This window comes from Bacteroides sp., from assembly GCF_028690125.1.
Lineage (GTDB): Bacteria > Bacteroidota > Bacteroidia > Bacteroidales > Bacteroidaceae > Bacteroides.
Genome location: NZ_JAQVBV010000009.1, coordinates 1 through 24,927, shown reverse-complemented (window position 1 = coordinate 24,927; position 24,927 = coordinate 1). Strand labels below are relative to the sequence as shown.

At 36.2% G+C, this 24,927-nt stretch carries 23 protein-coding genes, 2 tRNA genes and 2 pseudogenes; 21 read left to right on the top strand and 6 right to left on the bottom strand.

Translation table 11 applies throughout. The features are described from left to right. Positions 1–23 precede the first annotated feature (23 nt). Positions 24–1,184, bottom strand: coding sequence for an FN3 domain-containing metallophosphoesterase family protein (locus PHO71_RS07945; protein WP_300201393.1), 1,161 nt, complete (start codon positions 1,182–1,184; stop codon positions 24–26). 436 nt (positions 1,185–1,620) lie between these two features. Here PHO71_RS07945 and PHO71_RS07940 point away from each other — a divergent pair, with 436 nt between their 5' ends. The 5 genes and pseudogenes from PHO71_RS07940 to PHO71_RS07920 all read left to right on the top strand — a co-directional run. Continuing rightward, a complete protein-coding gene (locus PHO71_RS07940) occupies positions 1,621–4,395 on the top strand; it encodes an ATP-binding protein (protein WP_300201390.1) in 2,775 nt (924 codons plus the stop codon). A gap of 158 nt (positions 4,396–4,553) precedes the next feature. Next, the gene (locus PHO71_RS07935; RefSeq protein WP_300201387.1) at positions 4,554–4,922 is read left to right on the top strand and encodes an MmcQ/YjbR family DNA-binding protein; all 369 of its coding nucleotides are present in this window, start codon (positions 4,554–4,556) and stop codon (positions 4,920–4,922) included. Between the two features lie 231 nt (positions 4,923–5,153). Further along, positions 5,154–6,029 (top strand): helix-turn-helix domain-containing protein, encoded by an 876-nt coding sequence (locus PHO71_RS07930; RefSeq protein ID WP_300201385.1) that lies wholly within the window; start codon positions 5,154–5,156, stop codon positions 6,027–6,029. 94 nt (positions 6,030–6,123) lie between these two features. Next, on the top strand, positions 6,124–6,543 hold the full coding sequence (locus tag PHO71_RS07925) for a pyridoxamine 5'-phosphate oxidase family protein (protein WP_300201382.1): 420 nt from the start codon (positions 6,124–6,126) through the stop codon (positions 6,541–6,543). Between the two features lie 172 nt (positions 6,544–6,715). Beyond that, a pseudogene (locus PHO71_RS07920) lies at positions 6,716–7,156 on the top strand (peptidase); the annotation flags it as partial. A 201-nt stretch (positions 7,157–7,357) separates the two neighbouring features. Here PHO71_RS07920 and PHO71_RS07915 read toward each other — a convergent pair. Both PHO71_RS07915 and PHO71_RS07910 read right to left on the bottom strand, forming a co-directional pair. Then, positions 7,358–7,431: transfer RNA gene (locus tag PHO71_RS07915), tRNA-Asp, on the bottom strand. Between the two features lie 54 nt (positions 7,432–7,485). Then, positions 7,486–7,559 (bottom strand) — tRNA-Asp (locus PHO71_RS07910). Between the two features lie 342 nt (positions 7,560–7,901). On the opposite strand from PHO71_RS07910, the pseudogene PHO71_RS07905 reads away from it, so the two are divergent. From PHO71_RS07905 to PHO71_RS07855, 11 genes and pseudogenes are all read left to right on the top strand, one after another. Continuing rightward, a pseudogene (locus tag PHO71_RS07905) lies at positions 7,902–8,102 on the top strand (sensor histidine kinase); the annotation flags it as partial. Between the two features lie 729 nt (positions 8,103–8,831). After that, positions 8,832–9,689 carry a formyltetrahydrofolate deformylase gene (purU, locus tag PHO71_RS07900; RefSeq protein ID WP_300201377.1) on the top strand — a complete coding sequence of 286 codons (858 nt, stop codon included), beginning with the start codon at positions 8,832–8,834 and terminating at the stop codon, positions 9,687–9,689. Beyond that, complete coding sequence (hisH, locus tag PHO71_RS07895; protein WP_300201374.1) at positions 9,689–10,279, top strand: imidazole glycerol phosphate synthase subunit HisH; 591 nt, start codon at positions 9,689–9,691, stop codon at positions 10,277–10,279. Before purU ends, hisH begins: the two co-directional genes overlap by 1 nt. Positions 10,280–10,440: 161 nt before the next feature. Further along, the gene (gene hisA / locus PHO71_RS07890; RefSeq protein WP_300201371.1) at positions 10,441–11,160 is read left to right on the top strand and encodes a 1-(5-phosphoribosyl)-5-[(5-phosphoribosylamino)methylideneamino]imidazole-4-carboxamide isomerase; all 720 of its coding nucleotides are present in this window, start codon (positions 10,441–10,443) and stop codon (positions 11,158–11,160) included. 71 nt (positions 11,161–11,231) lie between these two features. Further along, positions 11,232–11,990 carry an imidazole glycerol phosphate synthase subunit HisF gene (gene hisF / locus PHO71_RS07885; RefSeq protein ID WP_300201369.1) on the top strand — a complete coding sequence of 253 codons (759 nt, stop codon included), beginning with the start codon at positions 11,232–11,234 and terminating at the stop codon, positions 11,988–11,990. Between the two features lie 39 nt (positions 11,991–12,029). Next, positions 12,030–12,641: a bifunctional phosphoribosyl-AMP cyclohydrolase/phosphoribosyl-ATP diphosphatase HisIE gene (gene hisIE / locus PHO71_RS07880; protein ID WP_300201636.1), complete on the top strand. Its 612-nt coding sequence runs from the start codon at positions 12,030–12,032 to the stop codon at positions 12,639–12,641. Then, the gene (locus PHO71_RS07875; protein ID WP_300201366.1) at positions 12,626–13,351 is read left to right on the top strand and encodes a cell division ATP-binding protein FtsE; all 726 of its coding nucleotides are present in this window, start codon (positions 12,626–12,628) and stop codon (positions 13,349–13,351) included. Before hisIE ends, PHO71_RS07875 begins: the two co-directional genes overlap by 16 nt. 13 nt (positions 13,352–13,364) lie before the next feature. Beyond that, positions 13,365–14,684, top strand: a complete 1,320-nt coding sequence (locus tag PHO71_RS07870; RefSeq protein WP_300201363.1) for an aspartate kinase — start codon at positions 13,365–13,367, stop codon at positions 14,682–14,684. Between the two features lie 79 nt (positions 14,685–14,763). Beyond that, complete coding sequence (gene lysA, locus PHO71_RS07865) at positions 14,764–15,924, top strand: diaminopimelate decarboxylase (RefSeq protein ID WP_300201360.1); 1,161 nt, start codon at positions 14,764–14,766, stop codon at positions 15,922–15,924. Positions 15,925–16,045: 121 nt separating this feature from the next. Next, positions 16,046–16,525, top strand: a complete 480-nt coding sequence (locus PHO71_RS07860; protein WP_300201358.1) for a ferritin — start codon at positions 16,046–16,048, stop codon at positions 16,523–16,525. Between the two features lie 554 nt (positions 16,526–17,079). Next, a complete protein-coding gene (locus PHO71_RS07855; protein ID WP_300201355.1) occupies positions 17,080–17,220 on the top strand; it encodes an ATP-binding protein in 141 nt (46 codons plus the stop codon). Positions 17,221–17,240: 20 nt separating this feature from the next. Here the strand turns inward: PHO71_RS07855 and PHO71_RS07850 are convergent, their stop codons facing one another. Together PHO71_RS07850 and kbl are read right to left on the bottom strand one after the other, a co-directional pair. Further along, positions 17,241–17,654, bottom strand: coding sequence for a DUF2721 domain-containing protein (locus PHO71_RS07850; RefSeq protein WP_300201352.1), 414 nt, complete (start codon positions 17,652–17,654; stop codon positions 17,241–17,243). A 73-nt stretch (positions 17,655–17,727) separates the two neighbouring features. After that, positions 17,728–18,915: a glycine C-acetyltransferase gene (kbl, locus tag PHO71_RS07845; protein ID WP_300201349.1), complete on the bottom strand. Its 1,188-nt coding sequence runs from the start codon at positions 18,913–18,915 to the stop codon at positions 17,728–17,730. A gap of 135 nt (positions 18,916–19,050) precedes the next feature. Between kbl and PHO71_RS07840 the strand changes: the two genes are divergently transcribed. From PHO71_RS07840 to PHO71_RS07820, 5 genes are all read left to right on the top strand, one after another. Then, the gene (locus tag PHO71_RS07840; protein WP_300201347.1) at positions 19,051–20,004 is read left to right on the top strand and encodes an NAD-dependent epimerase/dehydratase family protein; all 954 of its coding nucleotides are present in this window, start codon (positions 19,051–19,053) and stop codon (positions 20,002–20,004) included. Next, entirely contained in the window at positions 20,004–20,852 is an 849-nt protein-coding gene (locus PHO71_RS07835) for a DUF4348 domain-containing protein (RefSeq protein ID WP_300201344.1), read from the top strand. Before PHO71_RS07840 ends, PHO71_RS07835 begins: the two co-directional genes overlap by 1 nt. Before the next feature lie 59 nt (positions 20,853–20,911). Beyond that, on the top strand, positions 20,912–21,910 hold the full coding sequence (murB, locus tag PHO71_RS07830; RefSeq protein WP_300201341.1) for a UDP-N-acetylmuramate dehydrogenase: 999 nt from the start codon (positions 20,912–20,914) through the stop codon (positions 21,908–21,910). Between the two features lie 65 nt (positions 21,911–21,975). Further along, on the top strand, positions 21,976–22,734 hold the full coding sequence (locus tag PHO71_RS07825; RefSeq protein ID WP_300201338.1) for an MBL fold metallo-hydrolase: 759 nt from the start codon (positions 21,976–21,978) through the stop codon (positions 22,732–22,734). 84 nt (positions 22,735–22,818) lie between these two features. Continuing rightward, positions 22,819–24,396 carry a DUF3352 domain-containing protein gene (locus tag PHO71_RS07820; RefSeq protein ID WP_300201335.1) on the top strand — a complete coding sequence of 526 codons (1,578 nt, stop codon included), beginning with the start codon at positions 22,819–22,821 and terminating at the stop codon, positions 24,394–24,396. 127 nt (positions 24,397–24,523) lie between these two features. On the opposite strand, the gene PHO71_RS07815 is transcribed toward PHO71_RS07820, so the two are convergent. Further along, complete coding sequence (locus tag PHO71_RS07815) at positions 24,524–24,898, bottom strand: DUF3127 domain-containing protein (RefSeq protein WP_300201633.1); 375 nt, start codon at positions 24,896–24,898, stop codon at positions 24,524–24,526. Positions 24,899–24,927 lie beyond the last annotated feature (29 nt).

The following is a 24,927-nucleotide window of genomic DNA, read 5'->3' as shown; positions in this document are numbered from 1 at the left end:
GATTGACCACTGAATGGTATTTTTTATTTGGTATTGTAAGATAACCTTTTTACTTCTTTGCCTGCTTCGTCTTCAATTACGATATTTAATCTTTTCGCATCAGCATTGATCTTCAATACATGAGTATTTGAATTAATCAGAATAGGGAAGTTTGCTCCATCCGTATTCGGTTGGTTATTTATATGCTTATGTAGATGTGCGCATAACATCAGGTCGATACCGGCTTCATTCAAAATAGGTAAGAATGTTTTCTTCGTGTGCAATGGTCCGTGCCATGTGCTTTGTACCGGAGGAACATGAATGACGACTACTTTGAAAGGAGAAGATTTAAATTCTTGGCTTTGTAAGACACTACGCAGCCATTCGGCTTGCTCTTCCCGATATTTATCAAAAGCGGCAGTGCCCAGATATTCGATGTCATTGTCCGGTTTGTCCTCACCTCCGTCCATAATGACAAAATATACAGGTCCTTCTTTAAAGGAATAATAAGGCTTATTGGTGGGAGTGGGGAAGTATGTCATATAGTGCTGAGCAAATTTTCCTCTACTTTCATGATTGCCGCGAATCATATAGAAAGGGGTTTCAGAAGCGAATAGATTGGTTGCCGGATTGACAAAACCTTCAAACATTTGTTGCTCACTGTCCATGTGGCTGACCATATCTCCATTGAATAAAACAAAGTCAGTTTCTCCTTTCTTGCAGTCTTTTAGCAAATTATTGAAAAGAATATTATCTCCATGTATATCATTGACTACCATAAAACTAATTTTATCTTTACCACCATCTAAAGTACGGAAAGTGAGAGGAGCTTTTGAATAAACATTACTTGCGGTTACCGGGCCGTATGTGATTTGATAATCTTGCTCGTCAAGTATTTCTTGTGAGAAAATACGATAGCGATATGTGCTACCTTTGGTCAATTTGTTTATTCTTACTTTATGTACTGTCCCCAGGACTTTACGTCCCAGATAGGTTTCAAAGTATTGCGGACGTTGTTCTGCATAGAAATCTAATTTGTCGTTGGGAGCTATCTCTACCCATGACAATGACTTCTTATCGGTAACCCATACGACTGTTGCTTCTGTTTCCGTTACCATTTGTAAATAAGGACCATATATGATTTTTATGGCTTGGACCGATTCCATAATACTCAAAAGTATTATCAAAGAAAAGAGTTTTTTCATTTAGTATATGTTTGGTAAGATTATAGAGATACTTTTCTTTCGTTTCATTAGCAAAGATAAGTAGAAAAATTGAAAATATAAAGTGGAATGTTGAAAGATCGAATATTGAATAAATATTTTATAATCAAATGGAAAAATTAGAGAGAATTTTATAAAAACATTATTAAGCTAAATGAAACTTTATTACAGAAATTGTGATGGTATATTATTCTATTAGTTTGGTTTGTAAACAATATATTGAATCACTAGAGTAAACAGATTTTTTTACTTGTAATGATTAGGAAATAAATGAATAGACTGTTTGTTTGTGATTGAATTATGGGCAATATTACAAGTATGAAAAACTTGTAAATAGAAGAATCATTTTAACTTGCATAAGAATCATTTTATTTTATATCTTTGCAAAAAGTATATAGCAAACAAAACAAATATTATTATGAGATATCGGGGTTATTGCATATGGAATGCAACAAAATATGTTGTACTTATTTTGTTTTTAATTTGTTTTATTGATCATGTAAATTCGAATATAGCTTATGTTAAAGATGGCAACATAAATCTTATTGTAATACATTCATTTGAGGAAACATTCTCTGGCTACCCTGAATTCAATAGATTGATTGTGTCGGATTTGAAGGATAAGAAAGTATTAGCGAATATACATACTTTTTATTTAGATTGTGATGCTTATGATCGTGATGATGAAATAGAACGTATTAATCACTATTTGGATACTATCGAAGTTAAACCTGATATTATTATGGTAACCGACGATCAAGCTACTTATTCACTGCTTGCATCCAAACATCCATTTTTAAAAGATATACCCATTGTTTTTTCTGGAGTGAATTTTCCTAATAAGGAGTTACTAAAAGAATATCCTAATGTTACTGGTATATGGGACAATCCTGATTATGTGAAGAATATTGAGATGATAGAGCATTTTATGGGTGTAAAGCGTGTCCGTTTCTTTTATGATAAGACTTATAATGGAAAGAAGGTTATTGCAAGGTTAGCCGAACAATATAAAGATAAGGATGAGGAACTTTATAATACACTAGATACATTCTTGCGAAAAAATGATTCTATTGTAAATAAAGGGGTAAATAAAGAGTTGAATGAATATTTAAGAGGCAATGATTATAGTGAACGACCATTAAAAACGACTCTTCATTTTATTAATATGTGGGATGAGCGTGGGCGAGACTTGATGTGGAATATTTCTGGTTCATTCAGATATTCAGTTTTTTTGTTGGCTAAATATGATTACTCTACTGCAAATGTCGGTCGTCTCGCTACCGTGCCCACTTTTTCGGCTGTCAATAAAGGATTTACTCATCGTATGGATATTATTGGGGGGTATTTTATGACTTTGGAAGATCAAGTTAATGCAACATGTGATTATATATTCAGAATAATGAAAGGCGAAAAAGTTGCTGATTTACCAATAAAAGAGGTTCCGAAGAAATATGTGCTAGACTGGGCGGTTCTGAATCGTTGGGACATTCCTGTTGATAAGGTCCCCAAAGAATTTGAGATTGTCAATATGCCTTTCTATGTGAAATATAAAACAGAAGTGATTGTTGGCTCCTCTGTTTTTGGCGGATTTATTTCTTTACTTATTGTCAATCTGCTTTTTTTATACCATCGCGAAGCCAAACGGAAGCGTCAGGTACAAATGTATTTGTGGGAAGAAAAGAAATTCCTCTCTTTGGCTATGGAAGGAAGTAATATTTTTGCATGGAGATATAATGGTGAAAGCGGTGAGTTCATATTTGATAAAGAGTTTCTAGATAGTATAGGTTCATGTTATGAAACTATTAATCTGGATATTATAAATCAGATAACTCATCCTGATGATGCAGAAAAGGCATTGACAAGTTTTATCAATGTGGTTAATGGAGTAGGAGTACGTGGAGAAATTCGTGCAAGAATGAATTTCAATGGACAGGGATATGTGTGGTATGAGCTCAGATTTCTGAATATAACAGGTATTTTAGGAGATAAATCTTCAGTCATTGGTTTGTTGATGAATATTCAGGATTTCAAAGATAAAGAGTTGGAACTGATTATAGCCAGAGATCTTGCATCTAAAGCCGAATTGAAGGAATCTTTTTTAGCTAATATGAGCCATGAAATCCGGACTCCTCTGAATGCGATTGTAGGATTTTCTAATATGCTGGCTACTGACGAGGCTCTGCCGGATGAAGATAAATTGGAGTATATACACATTATCAATCTGAATTGTGAATTGTTACTTAAATTAATCAATGATATTTTAGAAATTTCGAGAATTGAATCAGGAAATGTTTCTCTTTCTGTTGAAGAATGTGATTTGAATGAGATCATAGATGATGTGCATGGTATGTGTATGGTACAAGTCCCTTCGAATGTTGATTTTATTAAAAGTAAACTTCCCGAGATGTTATATATCGAGACGGATAAGTTGAGGCTTAAACAAGTATTGGTTAATTTGATTAATAATGCTTTTAAATTTACTTCTTCCGGATATGTGACTATCGGATTAGAGCAGAATAAAGAAGCAAAAGAAATCTGTATTTATGTTGAAGATACCGGAGCCGGTATCCCTGAAGAACATCAGAAAATGATTTTTGACCGCTTTTATAAAGTTAATGAGTTTGCTCAGGGAACAGGACTTGGATTGTCTATTTGTCAAGTGATTGTGAATAAGTTGAATGGTAAGATCACTTTGACCTCGAAAGAAAATAAAGGTAGTCGTTTTGAAGTTATATTTCCATATAATGATATTGATAAAATGGAATCTTATGAGGAAGATGAGGAATTGTTAGAGACGAATAAGTCTGAGACTATTATTGCCTGTGATAACGGACTACCTGTTGTTTTAATTGCTGAAGATAGTGTAAGTAACTATATGATTCTGAATAATATTTTAAAAAATTATTGTACTATAATTTGGACTATAAATGGAAAGGATGTTTTGGAGATAATTAGGAAACAAAAGGTCGATCTTATATTGATGGATATAAAAATGCACGGGATGGATGGAATTACTGCTTTATCCAAGCTAAGAAAGAATTTCAAGAAACTTCCTGTTATTATTCAGACAGCTTATGCTATTGATGAGAACATAAGATTGGCGAAACAGGCAGGAGCATCGGCCATTATTTCGAAACCAATTAATCGGGATATACTATTAAATGAGATAGGTCATTTTATTCAAATCAATTAAGTTTGATATAATTTTATAATGGAATAAATACTATTTGCTGTATATAAGTAAAGATTAAGGAGGAGTGTGGAGGAAATATAGGAAGGAATATTTTTCATGATTCTTTTGTATAAATAAAAATATATATAATTTTGTGTTAGGTCAATCATTTAAAATATATGAATGTAGAAGAATTTAGAGAGTACTGTCTTTCTTTGAAAAGTGTTCATGAGAAAATGCCTTTTTCAAATGTTTCCGATAAATATAGTCAGGATGTTCTTTGTTTTTACATAGCAAATAAATGGTTTTGCTTTGTAAATATAGAAATATTTGATTTTTGTTGTGTTAAATGTAATCCTAGTGAATCTGTAGAATTACAAGCTCGATACGCAGGTATAACTCCGGGTTGGCATATGAACAAGAAGTACTGGATTAGTATTTATTTTAATCAGGATGTGCCAGATAATAAAATTAAGGAGATTGTAAGTAATTCATATAATACAGTACTTGAAAGTCTTACAAAAAAGGAAAGAATGAATATTTTATAGATTTCACTTTTCGGGACCATTGAATACTAAACAAAAGTCTTTTAGAATCTGCTTCATACATAATATAATCTTCTTTTTGATTTATATGTTGTCTATTCTGATATTGCATGATACAATAGTATTTATTTTCCTTGGCTCAAAGATAGATTGATATCATTTTTTAATTGCATTTTTTCTGATTTAATGAATTTTGATATCTTTGTGTCGGGTTGTATTTTATAAAATGTATGAATGAAAAAAATAATTCCACAATTTAAATTCTATAAATATAAATATGGAAGTGAACTATTGGTTGATGTAATTGAGCTAAAGAATATAAAAAAGTTCTTGACTAAGAATCCCACTCATACATTAACCTACTATGACATTACTTTCATAACAGAAGGGGGAGGAAATTTTTCAATCGATAATCAATTTTATATAGCAAAGCCTTATGATGTTTTCTTTTCAAGACCTGGTGAAATTCGAAATTGGGATACCAATCACATTGTAAATGGTTATGCGCTAATTTTTGAAGATGGATTTTTATCTTCTCTGTTTAAAGATGCTTTGTTTGTGCAACACCTTTCTTTTTTCTGTTCTGGAAAAGTATCTGCTCAATTGTGTCTATCTAGCGAACTTTACATTCGTATAATTCAAGTTCTGCATCATATCAAAATAGAGATAAATTCATACAAACAAAGTGGTGTAGAAGTGTTGAGAGCATTGCTTTATGAAGTACTTATGTTGTTGGACCGGGCTTATCTTTGTGATATTCAGACTAAAAGTGAAAATAAGGAGATGAATCAGACTCATGCAAACAAATTTGTTGAATTAGTTGGACTTTATTTAGAAGAGCAACATTCTGTTCGTTATTATGCGGATAAACTGTGCATCACTCCTAATTACCTAAATGAGATTGCAAACTTAGCTTTGGGTGTTAGTGCCAAACAATATATTCAAAATAAGGTGATGGATGAAGCAAAAAAAATACTTGTTTATACGAATTTATCTATATTGGAGATAGCTTATTACCTTCATTTTTCATCAGTTTCTTATTTTACCAGGTGTTTCCGGCAATATACAGGAGAAACGCCATCAAGCTATCGTAATATTCATAAACCGTAAAAAGTGCTATTTCTACCATAGTTTTTATTACATCGATATTCTTTTGTATTCCTATTTTTGCACTCAGCTAATCACATTAAAAAATTATGTAATAATGAGAGATGTAGAAAAAACAATTGGAAATATGATTGATAAGCAGAAAACTGCTTTTGTCGGTTCTGTTGATGTAACGGGTTGCCCAAATATTAAAGCAATGTTGCAGCCACGAAAAAGAGTTGGGATAAAAACATTTTATTTCACTACCAATACTTCTTCAATGAGGGCGACGCAGTTTACAATGAACAATCGTGCTTGTATTTACTTTTGTGATGCAAGATTTTTTAAGGGAGTAATGCTGTGCGGAACAATGGAAGTATTGACTGATAGTGCAAGTAAAGAAATGATCTGGCAAGAAGGAGACACGATGTATTATAAAGAAGGTGTAACGGATCCTGATTATTGTGTCTTGAAATTTAATGCTACATCTGGACGGTTTTACGGTAATTTTAAATCAGAGGATTTTGTTATTGAATAGATCTGTTAAAATGGTAGAATAGAAAAGGGAGTATGTCAAAAGTCTAGAAGATAGTGATTATAGACTTCTGACATAGCTCCTTTTGAAGAGTTATACCGATTTAACATTTTTAGCGATCTTGCTTTTGTGATATATGTAAATGCATGGAAGTCAGTTATAATTTCACAATAATAAGGTAATGGAAAAGTTTTCTGCATCCAATGTATTAGTTCGTACAACAAAAGCTGTGACTATGGCTAAAGGAAGTGATGCTCTTAATGTGCTTACTTCAGAAGCTGAAGTTAGAGTGAACTTTCGGATTCTGTCTGGTGATTTAATTGCTGGAGTTATGGAGCACGTAAAGAAAATATGCGAAGGTTATGATGTCTCTATAGATGTAATATCACAACGTGAGCCTTCCGGTATTTCTCCTGAAAACGTGAGAGGCTTTCAGATTATAAAAGAAGAGTTAGCTGAAATATATCCTGTTACAATAATAACTTCTTATATTACAATAGGAGGCACCGATTCTTATAAATATCAGATTGTAAGTCATAATGAGAATGAATATATATCATTGGAGAATTTTGGAAAGATACAATGGTATTTTAAAGAGGTAATGCGTAACTATTAAATGTGTTTGATCTGCTATGTTAGTTTAAATGTTACCATCATGATATAACACTTTATCATTATGATGGCATTGTTTTTAAAGTAATGATGGCAGAGTTTCGAAATGTGTTAGATTCTTACTTCTATCGGAATGGGGGAAGATAAAAAAAGTTCTGAAATTTAAGGATTTCAGAACTTTTCTTTAATTTACTATTTGCTTTTGCGGTGTGTACGGGACTCGAACCCGTGACCCCATGCGTGACAGGCATGTATTCTAACCAACTGAACTAACACACCAAATTTTATTTAGATTAACTAGTTTTCATTCCCTGTTCCTTCTATTAGAAGAAGCGGTGCGTACGGGACTCGAACCCGTGACCCCATGCGTGACAGGCATGTATTCTAACCAACTGAACTAACGCACCAGAATTTTATTTTATTAATCTGCATCTCTCTCGATTGCGGGTGCAAAGGTAGCTGTTTTTTATAAACTTGCAAACTATTGAGAACATATTTTTTTGAGAAAAAATGAGAATGTAAGCTTAAATGCTCATAATGAGATTTTTATTCTCGAAAAAAAATCTTGTTTAGATTCATCGGTAGTTCTGTTTTTGGGATTGTATTTGCCTCGTTAAATTAGCAATGAAATTTACGTATAACTAAGAATGACAGCGTCTCCTTCAGTCTCATTCATAAAAGAAACATTATCTGAAGATATTATACTTACTACTAATAGTACCGGATTGAAGTAGGTATTAGTCAATTTTGAAAATAATCCGTTTAAGTTTACTACTTCCGGATATACAAAGCTTGGTGTAAAATATAATAAGAATAAAGGTGAAATTTGCCTTTATGTAGAAGATACTGGCATCGGCATTCCAGTGGAAGAGCAGAAGATGATTTTTGATCACTTTTACAAGCGGGATAAATTTGCCCAAGGAACTGGATTAGGGTTTTCTATATGTTAGGTTATTGAAGAAGAATCGAAAAGGAAGATTGTATTCAGATTATTAGAGGAAGGGATAAGGTGATCGTTCGGGAATTATAATACCTTGTGAAGTTGAACGATTGGACGGAGATGTTATGGCATTGGGCAGTTTTGTGGAGTAAGGAGTAAGAGGAATCCTTAGTTGAAGATCCAGATCATCCTGTAATTCCGATTGCTGAAGATAGCGTTATTGATTTATAGTGTTGAGTTGTATATTAAAAAAGTGTTTTATGGTTTTATGGTTTTTGAACGGAAAAGAAGGATTGGATATTATCAATAAATGATTGGTAGACTTGGTATTGATAGATATTAAGATGCAAGAAATGGATGTTTTTACCGTATTAAAAACTTAATAGAAAGTATAAAAATATTCCGGTGATTATTCAACTTGCTTATGCTTATGGAGAAAATAAAGAATTGGCACGAAAGCCGTTTGTATGGATTTTATAGAGGGCCCGATTCAAGCGGATGTCTTAATGAAAGCAATAGAAAAATGTATATTGGTACAGTGGAAGAAAAACTAAAAACGTGATAATAGAAAGAATTCAATAAAAAGTTTTCTCTTTTCTTTCTATCTGTTCGATTTTCGTCTTTTTATGTAAACTTTCTGCTTTAATAATTCGTAATTTTGCAATAAATCGTTATTTTTGCACTCTAAAATTGCAAGGGTGGAGAGTTTTCTGCCTTGAATCGTAAATTTGTAAAAAGAATGATGACTACAGCCAAACTGTTATTACACTGTCCCGACAAACCGGGAATACTTGCGGAAGTGACAGACTTTATTACGGTAAACAAAGGAAATATTATCTATCTGGATCAATATGTAGATCATGTAGAGAACATATTTTTTATGCGTATTGAATGGGAATTGAAAGAGTTCTTAGTTCCACAGGAGAAGATTGAAGATTATTTCAGAACGCTTTATGCACAAAAATATGAAATGGATTTTCGTCTTTATTTCTCGGACGTGAAACCGCGTATGGCTATTTTCGTTTCGAAAATGTCACATTGCCTTTTTGATATGTTGGCGCGTTATACTGCCGGAGAATGGAATGTGGAAATTCCTCTTATAATAAGCAATCATCCCGATTTGCAGCATGTAGCCGAACGTTTTGGTATACCTTTCTATTTGTTTCCTATCACAAAGGAGACAAAAGAAGAACAGGAATGCAAAGAACTTGAATTGCTGGCTAAGCATAATATTACTTTTATCGTTCTTGCACGCTATATGCAGGTGATTTCTGAGCAGATGATCAATACTTATCCGAATAAGATTATTAATATACATCACTCTTTTCTTCCTGCTTTTGTGGGAGCTAAGCCTTATCATGCAGCATTTGAAAGAGGTGTAAAGATTATTGGTGCAACTAGTCATTATGTAACAACAGAACTTGATGCAGGTCCGATAATTGAACAGGATGTAGTTCGTATTACTCATAAGGATTCTGTAGAAGATTTGGTTAATAAAGGAAAAGATCTGGAGAAAATTGTTCTTTCTCGTGCAGTACAAAAGCACATTGAACGTAAGATTCTGGCCTATAAGAATAAAACTGTAATATTTAGCTGATGAAAGTAGCTGTTGTAAAATACAATGCCGGAAATATCCGTTCTGTAGATTATGCTTTGAAGCGGTTGGGGGTTGAGGCAGTAATTACTGCTGATAAAGAAGAACTTCAATCTGCCGATAAAGTAATTTTTCCCGGAGTAGGAGAGGCGGAGACTACTATGAACCATTTGAAGGCAACCGGACTGGATCAACTGATTAAAAATTTGCGCCAACCTGTGTTTGGTATTTGCTTGGGAATGCAGTTGATGTGTCGCCATTCAGAAGAAGGAGAAGTCGATTGTCTGAATATCTTTGATGTGGATGTGAAGCGTTTTATTCCTCAGAAACATGAGGAAAAAGTACCACATATGGGATGGAATAACATTAATAACGTAAATAGCAAACTATTTGAAGGATTTACCGAAGAAGAATTTGTTTATTTTGTGCATAGTTTCTATGTTCCGATTTGTGAGTTTACCGCTGCTGAAACAGATTATATTCATTCGTTTAGTGCTGCTTTACATAAAAATAACTTTTATGCAACCCAGTTTCATCCGGAAAAGAGCGGAAAGACAGGAGAGAGGATTCTAAGAAACTTTTTGGATTTATAATAAACGATGTTGCTGTTTATGCATAAACTACATCATCGTTTATACATAAACTCTCTCATCGTTTATATATAAACTATTTTAGGCATTTAATAAGAGGTGCATAAAGTAATGTTGGATGGTAAAAAAAATAAATTTGAATAACTAATAATCTAAATAGCCTGATGATAGAAATTATTCCTGCCATAGATATAATAGATGGAAAGTGTGTACGCCTTTCCCAAGGAGACTATAATAGCAAGAAAGTCTATAATGAAAATCCTGTTGAAGTAGCTAAAGAGTTTGAAGCGCATGGAATTCAAAGACTTCATGTCGTAGATTTGGACGGTGCTGCTTCTCATCATATAGTCAATTATCGGGTTTTGGAAAAGATAGCTAACCATACTTCTTTACTGATAGATTTTGGAGGAGGAGTAAAGAGCGATGACGATTTGAGAATCGCTTTCGAAAGTGGTGCGCAGATGGTGACAGGAGGTAGTATTGCAGTGAAAGATCCGTCGTTGTTCTGTCATTGGCTGGATGTTTATGGTAGCGAAAAAATTATTTTAGGAGCAGATGTAAAAGATTATAAGATTGCCGTTAATGGTTGGAAAGACGAAAGTGCTTGTGAACTCTTTCCTTTCCTTGAAGACTATATAAATAAAGGCATTCAAAAAGTAATCTGTACCGATATTAGTTGTGATGGAATGTTGAAGGGGCCTTCTATTAATTTATATAAAGAAATGATAGATAGATTTTCAAATCTTTATTTGATGGCGAGTGGTGGAGTGAGTAAAATTGATGATATTGTAGCTTTGAATGAAGCCGGAATTCCTGGAGTCATTTTTGGTAAGGCGCTTTATGAAGGACATATTACTTTGAAAGATTTACAGATTTTCTTGTAATAGTGGATCGGATAAAGTAAAAGGTTTTGTATAACTAGAATAAATTGTCAAATAGTAAATAAGATAATATTGTGTTAGCAAAAAGAATTATACCATGTCTTGATATTAAAGACGGACAAACTGTAAAGGGAACTAACTTTGTCAATTTGCGGCAGGCAGGTGATCCGGTGGAACTGGGACGCGTTTATAGTGAACAAGGAGCTGATGAACTTGTTTTTTTGGACATTACCGCCAGTCATGAAGGACGTAAGACATTTACAGAATTGGTGAAACGTATTGCTGCCAATATCAATATTCCGTTTACGGTAGGTGGTGGAATTAATGAACTAAGCGATGTAGACCGTTTACTGAATGCCGGAGCAGATAAAATATCAATCAATTCTTCTGCTATTCGAAATCCTCAGTTGATAGATGAAATAGCAAAACATTTTGGCTCACAAGTTTGTGTATTGGCAGTAGATGCTAAACAAACTGAGAATGGATGGAAATGTTACCTGAATGGCGGACGTATTGAAACTGATAAAAAACTGCTGTCATGGACGAAAGAAGCTCAAGAACGTGGTGCAGGAGAAGTCCTTTTTACGAGCATGAATCATGATGGAGTAAAGACCGGATACGCTAACGAAGCACTTGCCTCTTTGGCGGAACAACTCTCAATCCCTGTGATAGCTTCGGGAGGAGCAGGGCAGAAAGAACACTTCCGTGATGTTTTTTTACTCGGAAAAGCAGATGCGGCATTGGCTGCCAGTGTTTTTCATTTCGGAGAAATTAAAATTCCCGAATTAAAATCGTATCTTTGCACACAGAATATACCAATGCGAACTGTTTAGTTTGTAATTTGTAAATAGTAAACTGAAAAAATAGGAATGATGGAATTGGATTTTGATAAGATGGACGGGCTTGTTCCGGCTATCATACAGGACAATGAAACATGTAAAGTTCTCATGTTGGGCTTTATGAATAAAGAGGCGTATGATAAAACAGTAGAAACTGGAAAAGTAACTTTCTTTAGCCGTACCAAGAATCGTTTGTGGACCAAAGGAGAAGAGAGTGGTAATTTTCTGAATGTTGTTTCTATCAAAGCCGATTGTGACAATGATACATTGTTGATTCAGGTAAATCCTGTAGGTCCGGTTTGCCATACAGGTACAGATACTTGTTGGGGTGAAAAGAATGAAGAACCGGTTATGTTCCTGAAACTTCTTCAAGATTTTATTGACAAACGTCATGCAGAAATGCCTGAAGGTTCCTACACTACCAGCCTTTTCCAGTCCGGAATCAATAAGATAGCACAGAAAGTAGGTGAAGAAGCGGTAGAGACAGTGATCGAAGCAACCAATGGTACTGACGACCGTTTGATTTATGAAGGCTCTGACCTGATTTATCATATGATCGTATTACTAACTTCAAAAGGCTATCGTATTGAAAATCTTGCCCGTGAGTTACAGGAAAGACATAGCAGTACATGGAAGAAACACTAATTCAATATAAAAACGTAGAAATCCATCAACAGGAACTCTGTGTACTGAGTAATGTCAATCTGGAGTTGCACAAAGGAGAGTTTGTTTACCTGATTGGAAAAGTAGGTTCCGGAAAAACGAGCCTGCTGAAAACTTTGTATGGTGAATTGGACGTGGTTGATGGCGAAGCGGAAGTATTGGGTTATAATATGCGGACTATCAAACGTAAGTATATACCTCAGTTACGTCGTAAGTTAGGAATTGTATTTCAGGATTTTCAATTATTGACGGATCGTACGGTATATAATAATCTTGAGTTTGTACTTCGTGCTACTGGTTGGAACAATAAGCAAGAGATCAAGGAACGTATTGAGGAAGTACTTCAATTGGTTGGAATGTCTAATAAAGGCTACAAATTTCCGAACGAGTTGTCGGGTGGTGAGCAACAACGTATTGTGATAGCTCGTGCAGTGCTTAACTCTCCGGCAATCATTTTGGCAGATGAACCGACCGGAAACCTGGATATAGAAACGGGTAAATCCATTGTGGAATTGTTGCATAATATTTGCAAGTCCGGTTCATCGGTAGTGATGACCACGCACAATCTACAATTACTTAAAGAATATCCTGGCAGGGTATATCGTTGTGCCGAACATCAGATTACAGATATAACGGACGAGTATATATCCCGACAGAAAACAATAGAAATAGATTTAAATATAGATAATTAAAACAGTAACGAAGATGAAAGTTTTAAAGTTTGGAGGAACTTCCGTAGGTTCTGCTCAGCGGATGAAGGAAGTAGCCAAATTGATTACCGATGGTGAACAGAAGATTGTTGTTCTTTCTGCTATGTCAGGGACAACAAACACATTGGTGGAAATTTCGGACTATCTGTATAAGAAAAATCCGGAGGGTGCCAACGAGATTATCAATAAGCTGGAGGTCAAGTATAAACAGCATATTGATGAACTTTACGCGACTCAGGAGTATAAACAGAAAAGTCTGGAAGTCATCAAGTCTCATTTCGACTACATCCGCTCTTATACCAAAGATCTTTTTACTTTGTTCGAAGAGAAAGTTGTGTTGGCACAAGGTGAGTTGATTTCTACGGCAATGGTGAACTTCTATCTGCAGGAATGTGGCGTGAAGTCTGTATTGCTTCCGGCTTTGGAATATATGCGTACTGATAAAAATGCAGAACCTGATCCTGTATATATCAAGGATAAGTTGCAAGCTCAACTTGAACTTTATCCGGATGCTGAAATCTATATCACACAAGGTTTTATTTGTCGTAACGCTTACGGTGAGATTGATAATCTGCAACGTGGAGGTAGCGACTATACAGCATCACTGATCGGTGCTGCAGTAAATGCTTCTGAAATTCAGATTTGGACTGATATTGACGGTATGCACAATAACGATCCACGTATCGTTGATAAAACTGCTCCGGTTCGTCAATTACAATTTGAAGAAGCTGCTGAATTGGCTTACTTCGGTGCTAAAATCCTGCATCCGACTTGTATTCAGCCGGCTAAATATGCCAATATTCCTGTACGTTTGCTCAATACAATGGATCCGAAAGCTCCGGGAACTTTGATTTCAAACGATACGGAAAAAGGTAAAATCAAAGCAGTTGCAGCCAAAGAAAATATTACAGCTATCAAAATCAAGTCAAGTCGTATGTTGCTGGCTCATGGTTTCTTGCGTAAGGTCTTCGAAATCTTCGAAAGTTACCAGACTTCTATCGATATGATCTGTACCTCAGAGGTGGGAGTATCTGTAACCATAGATAATACAAAGCATCTGAATGAGATTCTGGATGATTTGAAGAAATATGGTACAGTAACCGTTGATAAGGATATGTGTATTATTTGCGTAGTCGGTGACTTGGAATGGGAAAATATCGGTTTCGAAGCAAAAGCACTTGATGCAATGCGTGATATTCCGGTACGAATGATTTCGTTTGGAGGAAGTAACTACAATATTTCCTTCTTAATTCGAGAATGTGATAAGAAGGTGGCATTACAGTCGTTGAGCGATATGCTATTCAATAACAAATAATTCCACTGAAAATATACTGAGCGCTTTTACCAATACTGATAAAAGCGCTCTTTTTAACTAACTAAACAAGTTTCCAATTATGAAAGGAATATTTCCAATTGATAAATTTCGTACCATTCAAACTCCTTTTTATTATTATGATACAAAGGTATTGCGTGATACGTTGTCTGCTATCAGCCATGAGATTGCCAAATATCCTAATTATGCAGTTCACTATGCTGTTAAAGCAAATGCAAATTTAAAAGTGCTTACCATTATCCGTGAAAGCGGGATGGGAGCTGATTGTGTAAGTGGTGGGGAAATCCGTGCAGCTATTCGCGGCGGTTTTCCGGCTAACAAGGTAGTTTTTGCGGGTGTTGGCAAAGCTGATTGGGAAATTAATTTAGGGCTGGAATATGGTATATTCTGCTTTAACGTTGAGTCTATTCCTGAACTTGAAATTATCAATGAATTGGCTGCTGCTCAGAATAAAGTAGCTAATGTAGCTTTCCGCATTAATCCCGATGTAGGTGCTCATACTCATGCTAATATTACTACTGGTCTTGCTGAAAATAAGTTTGGTATTAGTATGCAGGATATGGATAAAGTGATTGACGTAGCACTGGAAATGAAAAATATTAAGTTTATCGGTTTGCATTTCCATATTGGTTCACAAATATTGGATATGGGTGATTTTGTTGCTCTTTGTAACCGTGTTAATGAGCTTCAGGATAAGTTAGAAGCTCGTCGCATTTTAGTAGAGCATATAAATGTAGGTGGAGGATTAGGAATTGACTATGCACATCCTAATCGCCAGGCGATTCCTAATTTTAAGGAATATTTCGCCACCTATGCCGGACAACTAAAACTGCGTCCTTACCAAACGTTACATTTTGAATTGGGACGAGCTATAGTCGCTCAATGCGGTTCATTGATTTCTAAGGTTCTTTATGTAAAACAAGGGACAAAGAAACAGTTTGCCATTCTCGATGCAGGTATGACAGACTTGATTCGTCCTGCTTTATATCAAGCATATCATAAAATAGAGAATATTACATCCGAAGGCTCGATTGAATCTTACGATGTGGTGGGACCGATCTGTGAATCGTCAGATGTTTTCGGTAAAGCGATAGACTTGAACAAAGTGAAGCGTGGTGACTTGATTGCTCTTCGCTCTGCCGGAGCTTACGGTGAAATAATGGCTTCCAGCTATAATTGTCGGGAACTCCCGAAAGGATATACATCTGATGAACTTGTGTAAATAAAAGGTGAATGTAGCTTAAAAAAACAATTTTGCTGAAACAAATTGGATTTATTTCTTGTTATATATATAATAAGTTTATTATGGAATTACATTATAACTTTATAATAAAAATACAATTATGATTTCGGAAAAATTACAAAATGCAATTAATGAGCAGGTCATAGCTGAGATGTGGTCTGCAAATCTGTATTTGGCGATGTCTTTCTATTTGGAGAAAGAAGGTTTTAGTGGTTTTGCACATTGGATGAAGAAGCAATATTTTGAGGAGATTGAACATGCTTGTGCAATGGCTAATTATATTGTAAAGCGTGGTGGTACTGCAAAAGTAGACAAGATAGATGTTGTTCCTAATGGTTGGGGCACTCCTTTGGAAGTATTTGAGCATGTTTATAAACATGAACGTCATGTTTCTGAATTAGTGGATAAACTGGTAGATCTAGCTGCTGCAGAAAAGGATAAAGCTACTCAGGACTTTTTGTGGGGCTTTGTTCGTGAGCAGGTAGAAGAGGAAGCTACTGCCCTAAATATTGTAGATAAGATCAAAAAAGCAGGTGATGCAGGTATTTTCTTTATTGATTCACAACTGGGACAACGTTAAGCGAAAGCAATCGTTTGATATAAAAAATGATAAAAGCTGCTCAAATAAAGATTTGGGCAGCTTTTTTTTACCATAATTTCTTGCTTTTTTTCATGTTTAATTATCTTTGTCAATCTGTGATAATTTAAACACATACAAAACGTCAGCTAGCTAGTCTAGTGTCTGATGAAATATTGACTGTAATGATGAGAATATGTTTTCTTTGTGTCCAGTTCTGTTCCATATCAATTACGTATGCACAGAGTACCACTTCTTCTGTAAGTAGTAGAGTGACAAAATGGTAAGGAAAATGTCCAGAGTTTAGTTTCGCGTGTGACAGATGCTGATTCCTTCACGTCTCAAATTTATCAAAGAATGAGGATAAACGCTATTTAATTGAAGTAGAAGTAGACTTGTGACGTCTAACGCAAGTATTGACTAATTTCTTGAATAATGTAGGAAAATTCACAAATGAAGGTTCGATTACATTGGGCTATCATTATTTGTCGGAAAGTAATGGAGTGTTTATCTACTTAAAGGATAGCAGTCGATGAATACTTTACGAAGAACAAAAGATGATTTTCAGCCGATTTTATAAGCAAAATGAATTCTCTCAGGGAGCAGGTTTAGGACTGTCTATTTGCCAGAATATTATCAGTAAATTGAAGGGCAGCATTGAATTGACATCCGAATCGGGAAAAGGCAGTTGTTTTTAGTGTAATTCTACCTTGCACAACTACTTCTTAATTTTATCCTCTCCCTTCTCCATCGTTCCAAGGTAAATCTCCAATGACCGGGTTGATATCTGTATTTCGCGAAAAGAAACACCTAAAGAGCCAATCAGCAAAATCAGAGCAACTCCGAATACATAAACTGAAAGTAATTGTAGTCCAATATAGATAAGGAGCATACTCACAACACAAAGAAATAGACTTGCAATACCTAATTCCTGCATTGTTCGGGTTAGGTTTAATCTTTTGCGAAGATTCTTTATTTGGGCAACAGTGATATCCGTTGGATTTTCTATATAACGGTCGCGTAGTTGGCGAACCAGTTGTGCATAAGATAAAAAACGGTTGGTATATGCCAATAAAATCAGTGAAACTGCAGAAAAAAGTAATGCAGGTGTTGTAAGTGTTAGTTCTTCCATGATTATATAAATTCTTCCATTGTTATAATCCCACAAGTAGAATATAATAACAATGGAAGATGAAAAAAGTTTTTTACTTTAGTACACCGAGTTCTTTACCTACTTTAATAAAGGCGGCGATACACTTGTCTAAATGTTCTTTCTCATGTCCTGCAGAGATTTGTACGCGGATACGTGCTTGATCTTTAGGGACAACCGGATAGTAGAAGCCTGTCACATATATGCCTTCTTCCTGCATACGTGCTGCATATACCTGTGATAATTTTGCATCATATAACATAACAGCGCATATAGCACTTTGCGTCGGTTTGATATCGAAACCGGCAGCAGTCATCTTATCACGGAAATAGTTCACATTTCCTACCAATTTATCATGAAGTGCATTGCTTTCTTTCAGCATTTTGAACACTTCAAGGCTTGCACCGATAATACCCGGAGCTAACGAATTCGAGAACAGATAAGGACGGCTACGCTGACGTAGCAAATCAATGATTTCTTTACGTCCGGTAGTGAATCCACCTAAAGCGCCTCCAAAAGCCTTACCTAGCGTACCGGTATAAATATCTACGCGTCCATGAGTTTTATATAACTCACTTACACCATGTCCCGTAGCTCCTACCACACCTGCAGAGTGAGATTCGTCTACCATTACTAATGCGTTATATTTCTCTGCTAAATCACAAATCTGGTCCATCGGTGCTACATTTCCATCCATAGAGAATACGCCGTCTGTTACGACGATACGGAAACGTTGAGCTTGTGCTTCTTGCAGACATTTTTCCAATTCGTCCATATTGGCATTGGCATAACGATAACGTTTAGCCTTGCAAAGACGTACACCATCAATAATGGAGGCATGATTTAGAGAGTCTGAAATAATAGCATCCTCTTCTGTGAGAAGAGGTTCGAACACACCACCATTGGCATCGAAACATGCAGCATACAGAATTGTATCTTCAGTCTGGAAATATTCTGAAATAGCAGCTTCCAGCTCTTTGTGTATATCTTGAGTTCCACAAATAAAGCGAACAGATGACATACCATATCCGCGACGATCCATCATTTCCTGAGCAGCTTTAATCAAACGAGGGTGATTGGAAAGCCCTAAATAGTTGTTGGCGCAGAAGTTTAGTACTTCTTTACCTTTTACAGTAATGGCAGCTTGCTGCGCACTTTCGATCAGTCGTTCTTCTTTATAAAGCCCGGCTTCTTTGATTTCAGCCAGTGTTTGGCTGAGATATTCTTGCATTTTACCGTACATAGTGTTTGAGTGATTAAGTTATGATACAAAGGACACTATTTTTCTTGGAATAACAATGTTTTCTTGACGAAAATATGAAAAAAAAGTGCTTACTTTGCGCACCATTTAGCTTAATATCTTTAGTAAGAAGAAAAAATGAAACACATTTTGATAATTGGAGCTACCGGACAGATAGGATCCGAACTGACGATGGAACTACGTAAGCGTTACGGAAATACAAACGTTGTAGCTGGTTATATCCCTGGTGCAGAACCTAAGGGAGAATTAAAAGAGTCAGGACCGTCTGCAATTGTAGACGTAACAGACGGAGCGATGATTGAATCGGTGGTGAAGGAATACCATATTGATACGATTTACAATTTGGCAGCTTTACTTTCTGTAGTTGCTGAATCAAAGCCTAAATTGGCTTGGAAAATCGGTATTGATGGATTGTGGAATGTTTTGGAAGTAGCACGCGAACAAGGATGTGCTGTGTTTACTCCTAGCTCTATCGGTTCATTTGGTACAAGTACACCTCATACAAAAACTCCGCAGGATACGATACAACGTCCTCGCACAATGTATGGTGTTACTAAAGTGACTACCGAGTTGTTAAGTGACTATTATTTTAATAAATATGGTGTGGATACTCGTGCTGTCCGTTTTCCGGGCATTATCTCGAATGTGACTCCACCGGGTGGAGGCACGACTGATTACGCGGTAGATATCTACTACTCAGCCATAAAAGGTGAGAAATTTGTGTGTCCGGTTAAAGAAGGTACATTAATGGATATGATGTATATGCCTGATGCTTTGAATGCAGCTATCATGTTGATGGAGGCAAATCCGGCAAAATTGATACACCGTAATGCTTTCAATATCGCTTCCATGAGTTTCGGTCCCGAAACGATTTTTCAGGCTATTAAAAAGCATATTCCTGAGTTCGAGATGGTTTATAATATTGACCCCTTGAAACAGCGTATAGCTGATAGTTGGCCGGATAGTTTGGATGATACCTGTGCTCGTGAAGAGTGGGGGTGGAAACCGGTTTATGATTTGGAAAGTATGACGGTGGATATGCTTGAAAAATTAAGAGCAAAACTAAAATAATGAAAAAACTAATTGCGGGGGTTATGATGCTCGTACTTTTAAGCTCCTGTGGAAACAAGAGAACGAGCATCGACCCTTTTGCATCTATTACTCATGAAGTGGATTCTATCCGACAAAAGGAAGACTCTATTCATCAGGAAAAATTGCCGGAAGACCCGAAACCGACAGAAGTGGACGAATCTTTCGATGATTTTATTTATAACTTTGCTTCCGATGATACTTTGCAGTTTCAGCGTGTTAGATTTCCATTGCCATATTACAATGGGGATGAGAAAGTAAACATCGAAAAACGTTTTTGGAAGCATGATAACTTATTTACCAAACAGCATTATTATACGCTTCTGTTTGATAGAGAAGAAGATATGGACCTTGTTGGCGATACTTCACTAACTTCTGTACAAGTGGAGTGGATATTCGTGAAAAAACGAATGATGAAAAGGTATTATTTCGAGCGTATTAAAGGAGCATGGATACTGGAAGCTATCAACCTGCGTTCTATAGAGCAGAGTGAGAATGAAGATTTTGTGGAATTTTTCGGACGTTTTGCATCTGATAGTATTTTCCAGAGCCAGCGCGTGTTTGATCCACTTGTTTTTGTCACTTCTGATCCGGATGATGACTTTTCTATTCTGGAAACTACGATCGACCGGAACCAATGGTTTGCATTTAAACCGGTATTGCCAACTGATCGTCTTTCAAATATTAATTATGGACAGCGGAATGATGATGATTCATCGACAAAAATTCTTGCATTGAAAGGTAACGGAAATGGATTCTCGAATATCCTTTATTTCCGTCGGAAAGGAGGAGCTTGGGAGTTGTATAAGTTTGAAGATACAAGTATATAATAAAGCTTCGATGTGTTGATGGATAGGATATTATTATGTTAATTAAACAATGATTAGTTATGTATTCTCTTTTATCTCACAATACGTTTGGTATTGATGTTAAAGCTACCCGTTTTTTGGAATATGCTTCAGTCGGAGAATTGAAGCAACTGATTGTGCAAGGTGCCGTTACGACACCTTTTTTGCATATTGGAGGTGGAAGTAACCTGTTATTTGCCAAAGACTATGACGGTTTGGTCCTGCATTCCCGTATTGAAGGCATCGAGGTTATAGAGGAGACCGAACAATCAGTGTCTGTAAGAGTTGGGGCAGGTGTCATTTGGGATGATTTTGTAGCTTGGTGCGTGAAGAATGAATGGTATGGAGTAGAAAATCTTTCTCTCATACCTGGTGAAGTAGGAGCAAGTGCAGTACAAAATATTGGAGCTTACGGTGTCGAGGTAAAAGATTTGATTACTGAAGTAGAAACAGTGAACTTTAAGGGTCAGGAACGCGTTTACTCAGTAGACGAATGTGGCTATTCTTACCGTAATAGCGTTTTTAAACATACAGAAAATAAAACAGTTTTTGTGACGTATGTACATTTTCGCCTTAGTAAAAAAGAATACTATACTTTGGATTATGGAACTATACTTCAGGAACTTGAGAAATATTCCAAACCTACATTAGCTATAGTCCGTAAAGTGATTATTAACATTCGTGAAAGCAAACTTCCCGATCCGAAAGTCATGGGAAATGCAGGTAGCTTCTTTATGAATCCTATTGTTTCGAGAGAAAAATTAGAAGTTTTACAGCAAGAATACCCCCAAATACCCTATTACGAACTGAATGATGGCTCGGTGAAAATTCCGGCTGGATGGATGATCGATCAGTGTGGTTGGAAAGGGAAAACATTGGGTCCGGCAGCCGTACATGATAAGCAGGCATTGGTGCTTGTAAACCGTGGAGGTGCAAAAGGAAGTGATATTATTGCACTATCGGATGCGGTACGTACGTCTGTCTTTCAGAAGTTTGGAATTGATATTAATCCGGAAGTTTATATAATTGATAATGGATAATTTAAGTATATTGTGATGTTGCATAATAACGATCTATTATCGATTATTAGTCCTTTATTTAAGAAATGAAAATAAGAATACTTGGAAGTGGAACATCGACTGGAGTTCCTCAAATTGGTTGTATATGTCCGGTTTGTACTTCTGCTGATTCGAAAGACAATCGTTTGCGTGCATCTGCAATTATCGAAACGGATGATTCACGTATACTCATCGATTGTGGCCCTGATTTTAGAACACAAGTATTGCATCTGCCTTTTGAAAAGATAGATGGAGTACTTATTACCCATGAGCACTATGACCATGTAGGCGGTTTGGATGATTTGCGTCCATTTTGCCGTTTCGGTGCAGTACCTATTTACGCCGAAGAATATGTGGCAGATGGACTACGTTCGCGTATGCCCTATTGTTTTGTAGATCACAACTATCCGGGTATCCCCAATATACCTTTACAAGAAATTATTGCCGGACAATCTTTTATGATTAATGACGCAGAAGTACTTCCACTGCGTGTAATGCATGGACGTTTGCCTATTCTGGGTTATCGTATCGGGCGTGTAGGATATATCACAGATATGCTGACTATGCCTGAAGAATCGTATGAACAATTAGTAGGGGTGGATGTTTTGGTAATGAACGCGCTTCGTATAGCTTCGCATCCTACTCATCAAAACCTAGAGGAGGCATTGAAAAATGCACAGCGTATTCGAGCAAAGGAGACTTACTTTATACATATGAGTCATGATATGGGGCTACATGAGAAAGTAGAGAGGGAGCTTCCTAAAAATATTCACCTAGCGTTTGACGGACAAGAAATCTATCTTTGACTGCAAGTGATTTTTTTTAGCAAAAGTTTTGTTTTCTTTGTAGAATTTATTATTTTTGTCCCTAGCCGATAAACAACCAATATTATGAAACTTCGTACAATAGTGAAAATTGCAATTACCTCTTCTGTGGTACTTTTGTGCACAGGATTCGCTTTGTACTCTTTTTTTAGATTATCGGCCGCCGATGAGCGAAAAGATTTCAATCTCTATACTCTAATTCCGTCTACTGCCTCTGCTGTCATTGTAACAGATAATGCTGCCGAGCTGATATCTGAAATCGAAGGATTGACTTGCAGTCAAAATCAACACTATCTGCATATATCCAAACTATTTTCCTCTTTGAAAGATAATCTTTATAACCTTCAGGAAGATGCTCCACATGGGTTGAGCCGACAGATGAATCGATTGTTGATCAGCTTCCATGAGCCGGATAATGACTATAATCAAGTACTCTATTGCCGTTTGGGGGCTGGTGATCGTGAGCTTGTAGATAAGTTTGTTCAGAAGCATCTCTCTTCTGCCTATCCATTTAAAATATTTAAATATAAAGGAGAATATATATATATTTATCCAATGGCAGATGGTAATTTTCTGGCTTGTTACCTGACGCAGGACTTTTTGGCTCTCAGTTATCAGAAAAAACTTATTGAAGAAGTTATTGATACTCGTGAGACTGGAAATTCAGTGGCTTCTGATTCTACATTTATAAAATTGAATGGTCTAAGAAAGCCTGCTTCTACAGCTACAATTTATGTTCATTTGGAGGGAATGATCGGATGGACGGAATTCGATATGAAACTGAAAGATGATTTTATCTATTTTTCCGGTGTTAGTCATGATGTAGATTCTTGCTTTACTTTTATTAATGCACTTCGCCAACAGGAACTTGTAAAAGGATTTGCGGGCGATGCCTTACCATCCACTACATTCTATCTAAGCAGACAAGGCGTAACAGATTGGGGTTCCTTATTAGCATATGGTGAAAGACAAGAATATGCTGTAGCCTCACGAACTAGAGAAATACTTGATCGTGATAAAGAGTTATCTCGTTTTCTTATAGAGAATACAGGGCAGGATTTGGTGACTCTCCTTTTTCAACGGGAAGATTCCTTGTTAGGCCCTGCGGCTGTTATGGGGCTTTCCGTTGCCGATGTGACAGAGGCTGAAAGAATGCTCCGTTCCTTTGTTGAAGTAGCTCCTTTGGAAGAAGGAGAACGAAGAAATACCCGTCTCTCTTTTTGTTATACTCCGGACAAAGCTTATCCAGTTTACAGGCTACCTCTTACCACGTTATTTTCTCAATTGACGGGCTTTTCAGAGTCTCCGTTACACGTTTATGCAACATTTTATAACGGACGTTTGCTTTTTGCTCCCGACGAAGATAGTTTGTCTCATTATATACGGCAACTGGAAAAAGGAGAAGTATTAGGTGGAGCATTGGGTTACCGTGCCGGAACGGGAGGGTTGTCTGACTCATATCATTTTATGTTGATGGCAGATTTTGAAAAATTGCTTTTGCAACCTGAAAAACATTATCGTTTTGTTCCGGAATTTTTTTCACGTAATTCCGACTTTTTCAGTAATTTTGTGATCTTCGTACAATTTACTTGTGCAGACGGAGTAATTTATCCTAATATAGTACTAAAATATAAAGCCGAATAGTCGAATTATTAATCATTACTTAGGTAATCAGAAATTCAGCAAAGAAAATGACGGATAAAAAAACTTCCGGAAGATTATTTCTCCGGAAGTTTTTGATGATATACAAATTCAAAAATCGAGTTTTATGTTAGAATGGTAAATCGTCTTTAGCATCTCCGGAAGTAAAATCAGGAGTTGCAGAAGGTGGCGGAGGAGGAACAGGAGTTCCCGGGACCATAGCTGCACCCGCACTAACACGTTCAACTTTCCATGCACGGATACTGTTGAACCATCTATCTTGCCATTGGCGGGCATCTACATCGAATGATACAGTCAGTTCTTCGCCCATCTGAATATTGAACTGCTCGATTTTGTCTTCGCCAAAAACGTCAAAGCACATTTTGCGCGGATATTGGTCATGGTTCTCAATTACATACTCTTGTGATTTCCACTCGTTTCCGCTAGTCTTTGAAACTCCACCTCTTGGAGAGAGGATAGCGATAATTTTTCCTGTAAATTCCATTGCGATAAATTTAAATTCTGGGGCGAAGT

Bases quoted from the DNA above. Each gene is read 5' to 3' on its own strand.
- PHO71_RS07945 (WP_300201393.1), bottom strand. From the start codon at position 1,184: ATGAAAAAACTCTTTTCTTTGATAATACTTTTGAGTATTATGGAATCG.
- PHO71_RS07940 (WP_300201390.1), top strand. From the start codon at position 1,621: ATGAGATATCGGGGTTATTGCATATGGAATGCAACAAAATATGTTGTA.
- PHO71_RS07935 (WP_300201387.1), top strand. From the start codon at position 4,554: ATGAATGTAGAAGAATTTAGAGAGTACTGTCTTTCTTTGAAAAGTGTT.
- PHO71_RS07930 (WP_300201385.1), top strand. From the start codon at position 5,154: ATGAAAAAAATAATTCCACAATTTAAATTCTATAAATATAAATATGGA.
- PHO71_RS07925 (WP_300201382.1), top strand. From the start codon at position 6,124: ATGAGAGATGTAGAAAAAACAATTGGAAATATGATTGATAAGCAGAAA.
- purU (WP_300201377.1), top strand. From the start codon at position 8,832: ATGATGACTACAGCCAAACTGTTATTACACTGTCCCGACAAACCGGGA.
- hisH (WP_300201374.1), top strand. From the start codon at position 9,689: ATGAAAGTAGCTGTTGTAAAATACAATGCCGGAAATATCCGTTCTGTA.
- hisA (WP_300201371.1), top strand. From the start codon at position 10,441: ATGATAGAAATTATTCCTGCCATAGATATAATAGATGGAAAGTGTGTA.
- hisIE (WP_300201636.1), top strand. From the start codon at position 12,030: ATGGAATTGGATTTTGATAAGATGGACGGGCTTGTTCCGGCTATCATA.
- PHO71_RS07875 (WP_300201366.1), top strand. From the start codon at position 12,626: ATGGAAGAAACACTAATTCAATATAAAAACGTAGAAATCCATCAACAG.
- PHO71_RS07870 (WP_300201363.1), top strand. From the start codon at position 13,365: ATGAAAGTTTTAAAGTTTGGAGGAACTTCCGTAGGTTCTGCTCAGCGG.
- lysA (WP_300201360.1), top strand. From the start codon at position 14,764: ATGAAAGGAATATTTCCAATTGATAAATTTCGTACCATTCAAACTCCT.
- PHO71_RS07860 (WP_300201358.1), top strand. From the start codon at position 16,046: ATGATTTCGGAAAAATTACAAAATGCAATTAATGAGCAGGTCATAGCT.
- PHO71_RS07855 (WP_300201355.1), top strand. From the start codon at position 17,080: ATGATTTTCAGCCGATTTTATAAGCAAAATGAATTCTCTCAGGGAGCA.
- PHO71_RS07850 (WP_300201352.1), bottom strand. From the start codon at position 17,654: ATGGAAGAACTAACACTTACAACACCTGCATTACTTTTTTCTGCAGTT.
- kbl (WP_300201349.1), bottom strand. From the start codon at position 18,915: ATGTACGGTAAAATGCAAGAATATCTCAGCCAAACACTGGCTGAAATC.
- PHO71_RS07840 (WP_300201347.1), top strand. From the start codon at position 19,051: ATGAAACACATTTTGATAATTGGAGCTACCGGACAGATAGGATCCGAA.
- PHO71_RS07835 (WP_300201344.1), top strand. From the start codon at position 20,004: ATGAAAAAACTAATTGCGGGGGTTATGATGCTCGTACTTTTAAGCTCC.
- murB (WP_300201341.1), top strand. From the start codon at position 20,912: ATGTATTCTCTTTTATCTCACAATACGTTTGGTATTGATGTTAAAGCT.
- PHO71_RS07825 (WP_300201338.1), top strand. From the start codon at position 21,976: ATGAAAATAAGAATACTTGGAAGTGGAACATCGACTGGAGTTCCTCAA.
- PHO71_RS07820 (WP_300201335.1), top strand. From the start codon at position 22,819: ATGAAACTTCGTACAATAGTGAAAATTGCAATTACCTCTTCTGTGGTA.
- PHO71_RS07815 (WP_300201633.1), bottom strand. From the start codon at position 24,898: ATGGAATTTACAGGAAAAATTATCGCTATCCTCTCTCCAAGAGGTGGA.